The 9,002-nt window shown below is 44.5% G+C and carries 7 protein-coding genes; 2 read left to right on the plus strand and 5 right to left on the minus strand.

What is annotated here, in order from left to right; translation table 11 throughout:
* Nucleotides 1-93: 93 nt before the first annotated feature.
* The 3 genes from HRU42_RS19285 to HRU42_RS19295 are packed head-to-tail and all read right to left on the minus strand — an operon-like array spanning nt 94 to nt 2,299.
* Nucleotides 94-300, minus strand: coding sequence for a hypothetical protein (locus tag HRU42_RS19285; RefSeq protein ID WP_295033512.1), 207 nt, complete (start codon nt 298-300; stop codon nt 94-96).
* 2 nt (nt 301-302) lie between these two features.
* Complete coding sequence (locus tag HRU42_RS19290; RefSeq protein WP_295033514.1) at nt 303-1,064, minus strand: TauD/TfdA family dioxygenase; 762 nt, start codon at nt 1,062-1,064, stop codon at nt 303-305.
* Nucleotides 1,064-2,299: an aminotransferase class I/II-fold pyridoxal phosphate-dependent enzyme gene (locus tag HRU42_RS19295; RefSeq protein WP_295033516.1), complete on the minus strand. Its 1,236-nt coding sequence runs from the start codon at nt 2,297-2,299 to the stop codon at nt 1,064-1,066. The genes HRU42_RS19290 and HRU42_RS19295 overlap by 1 nt, the downstream gene beginning before the upstream one ends.
* Nucleotides 2,300-2,773: 474 nt before the next feature.
* Here HRU42_RS19295 and HRU42_RS19300 point away from each other — a divergent pair, with 474 nt between their 5' ends.
* Nucleotides 2,774-3,805 carry a transposase gene (locus tag HRU42_RS19300; RefSeq protein WP_295033517.1) on the plus strand — a complete coding sequence of 344 codons (1,032 nt, stop codon included), beginning with the start codon at nt 2,774-2,776 and terminating at the stop codon, nt 3,803-3,805.
* 822 nt (nt 3,806-4,627) lie between these two features.
* Here the strand turns inward: HRU42_RS19300 and HRU42_RS19305 are convergent.
* Together HRU42_RS19305 and HRU42_RS19310 are read right to left on the minus strand one after the other, a co-directional pair.
* Nucleotides 4,628-6,784, minus strand: a complete 2,157-nt coding sequence (locus HRU42_RS19305) for a S46 family peptidase (protein WP_295033519.1) — start codon at nt 6,782-6,784, stop codon at nt 4,628-4,630.
* Nucleotides 6,785-7,037: 253 nt separating this feature from the next.
* Nucleotides 7,038-8,237 carry an amino acid permease gene (locus HRU42_RS19310; protein WP_295033521.1) on the minus strand — a complete coding sequence of 400 codons (1,200 nt, stop codon included), beginning with the start codon at nt 8,235-8,237 and terminating at the stop codon, nt 7,038-7,040.
* A 511-nt stretch (nt 8,238-8,748) separates the two neighbouring features.
* Between HRU42_RS19310 and HRU42_RS19315 the strand changes: the two genes are divergently transcribed.
* The coding region (locus HRU42_RS19315; RefSeq protein WP_295033523.1) for a TMEM165/GDT1 family protein at nt 8,749-9,002 on the plus strand (254 nt) is incomplete at its 3' end.

A 9,002-nucleotide genomic window follows, 5' to 3' on the forward strand; every position in this document is an offset into this window, starting at 1 on the left:
TAACTTTTTAAGGATCGCTTCTTTACGTTCTTGTGAATATCGGGTCATCTCGCTCTCTGTTTACCGCCCCCTATATTGATTTAATGGATTATTTTAAGGGGTGACAACTATCCTGACACAGGGGGCACTAGCGAAAATAACAGTAGAGATTGGCTCATTGTTAGATGGGAGCTTTGCGACTACTTTTTTTGCTACTTGAATCCCCATTTCTATTTCATCGAGATAGGGTTCTACAGCAACTCCAAAATTATTTTTTTGCAATCCAACATAGGTCTCAATAGCTACAATACGAGTATCCATAACTATAAACTCCCTATATCTTCTACAACTGTACGCATAAGGTGCCTACGCTCTTTTCCTCCGTAACCTGTCGCAGCATGTAAAACAACCCTATTATCCCAGGCAAGAATATGACCGGGTTCCCATCGATGAGTAACTTGATCTATCAAGACACTCTCTAAAATCTCTGAATAAATTTCCTGCTGTTCTTGGTATAAATTTCCTTTTATGTACAAAGGAGATAGATACAGGGTTTCCCCTCCTCTTGGATGTTTAAGTACTAGCGGGTGTTGCGCTTTGGGTAGTGTTTGAAGAAGTGCTTCCAAAGTTTGTCCTACATCCGATGGCATCAAGCGATATGAGTCTCGCACTGAATGTACTAAATTAATCCCTCTCAAAATTTGACGTTTTTTTTCAGGGGTTCGTTCCCAGGCGAGTCGCGTATCAGTAAAAAAAGTGTCCCCCCCATCCGAGGGAACATCTAGTGCATGTAATACAGTATATTCTGGTGGATTAGGCAAAAAACTACTATCTTGATGCCAACCTTCACCGAAACTACTTGTCGCGGCAGTAATCCCGTCCCCAAGATTATCAAGTATTGTTATTTCAGAAGGAGAATCTACTGAACGATATTTTGAAAGATTAAAAGGAAGAGTTTTCCCCAACCTTTCAGATAATTTAACAAACGCTTCAGGATCAAGTTTCTCTTTCATATCAAGACAAACAACCCCATAGGTTGATACTGTTTCAGCTGTAAATGCCTCTAGTGTAATCCTCTGAATCATTAGCTGCACTCCATTTCTAAGCATGTGACATGATTGATTTGAGGAACTAATTTTTTAATAATTAACTTATCAAGGGCTTTAATAAGTCGGTCAATATCAACAAGTTTGTGCCCAGTAGATAATGAAATACGTATCGCGCCTTTTCCACGAGCGATAGTCGGGAAATAAACAGGCGTAGTGATAAACCCTTCATCATGAAGGAGCGTTGATGCAGCACGAATTGCCTCTTGAGGATTTTCAAAGGAAATAACACGAAAAGCGATTGGTGTCCCACTCTGTTCGGTCTGTATCCCCATCTCATTAAGTGCCTTATCAAAACGGTTTAGTCTTATTTTTAAGGCATTCTGTAAGGACTTATATTTATCAGAGTCAGATAACAAATCCATTGCGGCAAGAATGGCTCCCTGAGCCGATACATCAAGGTTACAGGAGAAACGATCAGGTATTGAAACTGAAAGCATGTTTTGTGTGAAGCTTTTAGGTGCTGCCATAAATCCACCTGCTGCACCAAATGCCTTACCAAGAGAACCTGTGACTATAGTTCTATCTGTATATTTCTCCATTCTCTCCATAACTTCTCCTCTACCATTTTCCCCTCGCATCCCTACGGAATGAGCATCGTCAAACCATAACCAACCATTTACATTTTCATCTAGAAAGTTTCCAAGAGCATTGAAATCTGCAAAATTACCCATTGAATAGAGACCATCTTCGATGATAACCACTGGTCGTCGAGTCGTTTTCGCATAAGCGTTGGCCACCGCAGCTGTATTTTTAGTCTTGATAACTCTTGCTGAATCAAATGCACCTGCGATTGCAAATTGAACGGTTGCATGTACGTTAGAATGTACAATCACAATAGCATTGAACTCTTTGCGGGCAAGTCCTGTAGCCACTGCAATGTTTGCAGATAATGTTGTAGGATATAATCGGCTTTCAGAGTTTCCAGTTTTCATAACTGTTAGCTTTTGAGTGATTTTATTTTTTATCCCCGTCTGTGCACGGGCTGAGGCTACACTGGCGTGGAGTGCACCAAAATGCCGAATAGCATCGATAGAACCCTCTACCACTTCGGATCGTATGTTCAAAGCAAAGGGACTATTAGATAGACAATCGACAACCCAACGAGGGCCATGAAGTGTTGTATCGATTTCAATAAGACGATTTTTGCCACATCGAAGTATGTTTAAACCGTATAAATTGCAACGTCTTGCTTCAACATCGTTAAATTCCAATAATTCAGACTCAAGATGTAACCAATTCGCGGTGTTTTTTTCTTTACAGTATTCATTTTGTTGCCATCATCCTTGATAAGTAAGCATTACACACTTGTACGCTACACCTGTAGCATTGCCAAGCGTAAGAGACCCTAACTTACACACGCTCACACCGCTAGCGCAACATAATGCCGATGTTATAGTCAAAATATTACATTAAGCAACCAAAAAAACCCCCATAGAGGGGTCATATTTAACAGCCTGGAATCATTCACACCTATATAGGCAACAAAAATCAAAAAGTAGTTAATGACAACGCTAACAACGACGGTGTCCACCAAATTTATCGAGCCACCAATTTATCGAGCCACCCATCATTGCAATTTATCGAGCCACCCATAAAAAGACAGGACAGCCATATCTTTTGTCTTTTCAGTTATCCCCTACTAAGCTTTAAGTTATCTTGATTTAGCTTTTTATGAGGTAGCTTCTATGACTTCAGCTCGACGAACCCTTATCGACCCAGAATCGACTCCGTTTTATCATATAATAAATCGTTGTGTTAGAAGAGCTTACCTCTGCGGTGAAGATAAATTGACAGGTAAGAGTTTCGAGCATAGACGCGGCTGGATTGTCGATAAAGTTAAGGCTCTTTCTGCTATTTTTTGTATCGATGTCTGTGCCTATGCGGTGATGAATAATCACTATCATCTCGTGCTTAAAATTGACCTTGATAGAGCTAAGTCACTGTCTAACCGCGAGATAATTGAGCTTTGGTGTAAGGTGACTAAAGGACATGATGTCGCGACTAAATACATGAATGGCGACACCTTAATCGAGGGCGAGCGTCTACTGCTTGATGCTCTACTCGCTGAGTGGCATGAACGTCTATCGAGTATTAGTTGGTTTATGCGCTGCCTTAATGAAGAGATAGCACGTAGGGCCAATCGTGAGGATGAATGTAAAGGCGCTTTTTGGGAGGGACGCTTTAAGAGCCAAGCCCTGCTCGATGAACAAGCACTCCTTGCCTGCATGATGTACGTGGATTTAAACCCTATCAGAGCTGGGATTGCGAACACACTTCAAGCATCTGATTATACGTCTATTCAGGAGCGCATTACCGAGCAAAGTACCTCTGATAAAAATACTAAACCCAATGATGATAAATCTGCCTCAGCCTCGAGTGAGCCACTTAAACCACTTACCAAGTTCGATGGTGATACCCACTCAGCGACTCAATCAGGTATCCCATTTCATTTCTGTGATTACCTCCAACTTATCGATTGGACTGGCAGAGCCATTAGGCCTGATAAAAAAGGGTTTATTGACTCAAGCCAGCCTAAATTACTCAATGAACTTGGCATTGCACCCGAAGCTTGGATCACCTCAGCGAAAGAGTTTCGCCGCCAATACAGTGGTATTAGTGGTCGTTGGGATGCTATGTGTGCTTTCAAAAAGAGACATAACTGTGGGCTATGGTGTAAAGGTAAAGCCAGCAGTAATGCACTTCATCCATCTCCTTAGCAAGGTCTAGTCGTAGCTAATTAGAACAAATTTATCGAGCCATATATGGACGCTCTCCCCCCCGTCAAGACAATACCTCTCTAACTAAAGTGTTTTTACCTTAGTTAGCCTTTACTTTTAACTAATCAAATTGCTACTTGATGTGACTCATAGCCGCTAAAAGCGGTTGTACTGCCCCTATATTTTAAAGGCCACCCACAATAAATCATTCAATTTTTATAACTAGCTATCACTAAAATCGAAGAGATAAACACTAGGTGTGAACGCGGCTGTGACCTTCGGTTTCAAGGATGAAACCGCAGATCGCCCATGGATGGGTCCACAGCGTGTCACAGAAGTGTTTACACATTCAGCGATCCGCAGGCTATAGATTAAATTGAAGCTTAGTTATCCAAAATATCAGCCAACAACAAAACCAGCCCAATGAACCCACAATAGATCATTCAATTTTTATAACTAGCTATCACTAAAATCGAAGAGGTAAACACTCAGGTGTGAACGCGGCTGTGACCTTCGGTTTCAAGGATGAAACCGCAGAGCGCCCATGGATGGGTCCACAGCGTGTCACAGAAGTGTTTACACATTCAGCGAGCCGCAGGCTATAGATTAAATTGAAGCTTAGTTATCCAAAATATTAGCCAACAACAAAACCAGCCCAATGAACCCACAATAGATATTTCAGAAATTTGTTATCTGACAAATAAAAAAACGGCCACCTAAGTGACCGCTTAACTTCAACATTTAGCTCTCGATTCGAAGTGAGCACCTAGGTTCAAATTCCTAGGACTTTCTCCTAGAAACTAGCAACCTCATAGCTAAATGCTAATAAACGATGTCCATCTCGGCTAACAAGTTATCTGCATTATCCAGATACTTCATCACCCAGAGCATGTAACGACTATCGACCTGAATAGAACGGTTAGACTCAGGATCGTAACCCCAATCACCGATAATACTCTCGTAAACACCATCGAATAACAGACCCACAAGCTCGGCGCGACCGTTTAAGGTCGGTGAACCTGAGTTACCACCCGTAGTATCTAGCGTAGACAGGAAGTTAACCGGCACAGAGTCGATAGACTTCATGTAGAAGTCACCGTACTGCTTCTGCTTGATGAGTTGCAGCTGCTTAGACGGCGCATCGAATGGATCCGCGCCAGTGTCTTTGGCTAAAATACCTTCTAGACGCGTAAACGGCACAGCCTTCAAACCATCTTGAGGTGAGTAACCTTTCACATGGCCCACAGTCACGCGTAGGCTTGAGTTTGCATCGGCGTAAACCGGCTTACCCTGCTGCGTGTTGTAAGCGATAATCGCGTCCATATACTGAGGGCGCACCTTCATCAGCTTACCCGCTAGTTCCTTATCCTTCTTCTCGGTTTTCATGTCGGTGTCATACATGGCCACGGCAAACTGAATGAAAGGATCGTTCGAGGCGTTAAAGTCGGCAACAGACTTGTCTAACCAGGCCAGACGCGTCTCCATGTCGCCCAGTTTCGTCTTGGCGTACATCTTATCCAGAGTCTTAGACAGTTTCTTCTCATTGAGCTGCTTGCCGATGCCAAATACCTTGTCCAGAGCCGCAATACGCTCACTGGCAGGTAATACGGCGTAGCGTTTAAGCATGTCGAACAGCATTGCCTTATCGACACTGGCTGCGTAGCGACGATCGATACGCTCCATGCTCGACGTGAAACGCGTCATGTCACGTTGCTGATAACCTGGCTCACGCGCCATGTCGTCCAGCTGCTTCTCATTGGCTAAGCGATACAACTTACGTGCCGTTGGCACCATAGTGGTGTAGCGAATATAACCTAAGATGATATCTCGAGCCTGATTCTCTTGACCTTCGGCGATCAGCTTATCTAGCTCTGCCAGCGTCTTACCGTATTTTGCCTTACGCTTGCTATCTTTATTGATCCAGCTAGCCAGTTCAGACTCACGACCCATACGGTCATCAAGCATGGTCGACTTACCGTAAAATTCGATCATAGAGGTGAAGTTCTTGGCGTAGTTTGCCAGACCGGCGATCATGCTTGCATACTTGATACGCTCATCACTGCCTTCGGCTGCGGTCTCCTTGATGATCTCGATGAAACGTTCTCGCAGCATCTTACCTTCAGGGTAAGCCCACTCGAACTGGTTCTCGACTTCATTGGCCGTGCGGTAACGGTTAGTGCGGCCAGGATAACCGGCCACCATCACGAAATCGCCATCACTCACGCCTTTTGCCGAGACCTTTAAGAAGCTCTTTGGCTCGTAAGGAACATTGTCTTGGTTGAAATCTGCCGGCTTGCCGTCTTTAGACACATAGCCACGGTAGAAAGAGAAATCCCCCGTATGACGTGGCCACATCCAGTTATCGATATCGCCGCCATACTTGCCAACGCTAGCCGCCGGGTTATACACCAGACGCACATCGCGGATCTCCAGTTGCTTGACCAGATAATATTCCAAACCACCATGGAAGCTATATACCTGACAGCGATAACCATCCTCGGCCTCACACTCGGCCACTAATGATTTTTCTCTCTGCTCAATGCCCTGATAGAAGGCGTTGCCAAGCTTGTTCTCTAAGCCTTGCTTAACCTTGTCGGTCACATCAGTCACGGCTTCGGTCACATAGATTCGCGAACCCGGAGTAGCCTGTAGCTCTTCGTCATAAGACTTAGCCAGGAAGCCATCTTTAAGCAGGTTTTTCTCCGGCGTCGAGTTATATTGAATCGAACCATAGGCACAATGATGATTCGTGACCATCAGCCCCTTTGGTGAGACGAATGATGCCGTACAACCGCCTAGGCTGATCACGGCATTCATTGGATATTCGGTTAATTTAGAGATAGATTTCACATCAATCTCTAATCCCTTAGCCTTTAATTCGTCTGCCATTGCGGGCAGTTGGTATGGTTGCCACATACCTTCGTCGGCCTGTGCGCCAAAAGTGGCGGCGACAGCGACGGTGAGAAGCCATTTGTTCATATTGTTAAGTCCATTTTTTAATTATTAGGTGATAATTCTTATTCTGTTTTACTTGTGTTTGTTTATTTAGCAATAGTATTTAGCCATCTCGCTAAAACTCAGGCAATAAAAAAGCCGAGCCAAATATTACTATTCGGACCCGACTTTATCATATGCCACCACCATTAAGACAGGCTTTGCATTATCCCCTTACTATTTCAAGGGCAAACCGTTAGCTTAGCCTGCCATCAGCTTGGGCTTATATCCCAACAACTTATAGTGCAACCAGTAACTGAGCGGTAATAATGACGGCGCCTATTACACCTGCAACACCCAGAGCCGCATTACCACCAGAGACCTGATAGCCTCCCAGATTCTGTTTACGTTGCTTGAGTGCCATGGCAATCGGTAAGAAGATGATCATTATCACCAAGGGAATTGCCGCAAAACCTAATACCTTGAAGAAGCCATCTGGATAAAAAAGCGCACACAGCAGTGGCGGAATAAAGGTGATAAGCCAGGTCTTAGCCCGACCCACAAAATCATCTTTAGCTCGTGTCAACTCGGCCACATAGTCAAACAGACTCATGGTCACACCCAGGAAGGAAGTGATAAGCGCCAAGTTAGCGAAGATATCGATACATTGCTTCAAAATCTCTGAATTAGCCAGACCTTGTAAGGCTGTCACCAGCAGAGGTAATGATCCCTCTAGCCCATATACTCTGTCGCCACCTAAGGTACCTAAGGTCACCATCAACCAGAGAATATAGCTGACAAGCGGTATGGTTGAACCAATAATCAAAATTTTGCGCAGTGATACGGCATCGCCATCTAAGTAGCGCACTATCGTCGCGATACACACATGGAAACCAAACGAGGTGAATACGATAGGAATAGCGGCCAACCATAAGTTATTAAGTTCGCTGCCAGAAACAATCTCACTACCTGTGCTGGTTAGCAGCGCAGACATATCCACTTCAGGGAGTAAGAAGGCCACCACGATCACTAAGAGTACGACCATGGATGTAAAGAGGACGCGGGAGACCTTATCGATCCATTTGACCCCAACGGCTATCAAGCCGCCGAAGAAGACAGTGAATAACAACACAGCTACCTGGTTATTCATGGTGATACCCAGGGGCTCGAAGCGAGTCTCAAGCAGAGACGAGCCGCCCATCAGATATACCATGGTCAAGGCAAACAGCAGGCTCATAAATGAGGCCCCCTGAATTAACTGACCGACTTTACCTAGCAGCTTACCTGTAATGGCATGGACGTTATCACCGACTCCAGTACGTAAGTTGATCTCTAACATCAGCAGAGACGTATAGATGGAGATCCCCCAGATCACAACGAGCAAGAGAAACGCAGGTATTGTACCCAAAGAAGCAGTAGCTAGAGGTAGGGCTAACATACCACCACCGATTGCAGTACCCGCGACGATAGCGATGGAGCCGAGCATTTTTAGATTCACAAAATTGTCCTATTTAGATTTATTTTTATTCTGGATTTTTGGTGAGTCAGATTTAGAACGACTGTCCAGGAGAACGCTTTCTCTAAAATGACTGCTAGGGACATTAACAGCTACAAACCTGCTGAGCAAGCCATCTATAGCGGGTGTAAACAAGTTTGAACACTGGCTCAATAAGTTTCCAACAAGGGGGAAACACTTGTATTACTTGAACTTTGTTTCACTGAATAATATCGCCAATTCTAGGCCTCAGATATTGTGACTCGCCCCTCAAAATGTATAATGTTCGCCTCTACTTCAGGGGAGTAGCGAGCAATCTTTGTTGTCTGAATCGATTTACTTCGAGGCAAAGATTGAGTGAGTGTCAACATACTTGGCCACAACGCCATGGTGCTCACAACAATATGACGTGATGACTCATATTGTTTTGCAAGACCTGAGTGCAGTGACCGCCTATAAAAATGGGGGGCCGGTTTTCTGTACTCGGATTTTAGCCCCCCTATAAGGAAGTCTCTTGGAAGCACTACTCGCCTCAACCTTTACGGTTGCTATCGCCGAAATCGGTGACAAAACTCAACTACTCGCCCTCATACTCGCGGCCAGGTTTAGCCATATAAAGGGCAGTAAAACGGCCATTATTCTCGGTATTTTTCTGTCGACGCTGGTCAACCACTTTGCCGCCGCCTGGCTAGGTAATTGGGCCGTTGGCTTGATGAGTCCGGAACTGGCCCGCTACTTAGTCGCCGCTTCATTTTTTGCTATCGCTCT

The sequence above is a fragment of the Shewanella sp. genome, from assembly GCF_013214165.1.
Taxonomy (GTDB): domain Bacteria; phylum Pseudomonadota; class Gammaproteobacteria; order Enterobacterales; family Shewanellaceae; genus Shewanella.

Bases quoted from the DNA above. Each gene is read 5' to 3' on its own strand.
- HRU42_RS19285 (WP_295033512.1), bottom strand. From the start codon at position 300: ATGGATACTCGTATTGTAGCTATTGAGACCTATGTTGGATTGCAAAAA.
- HRU42_RS19290 (WP_295033514.1), bottom strand. From the start codon at position 1,064: ATGATTCAGAGGATTACACTAGAGGCATTTACAGCTGAAACAGTATCA.
- HRU42_RS19300 (WP_295033517.1), top strand. From the start codon at position 2,774: ATGACTTCAGCTCGACGAACCCTTATCGACCCAGAATCGACTCCGTTT.
- HRU42_RS19305 (WP_295033519.1), bottom strand. From the start codon at position 6,784: ATGAACAAATGGCTTCTCACCGTCGCTGTCGCCGCCACTTTTGGCGCA.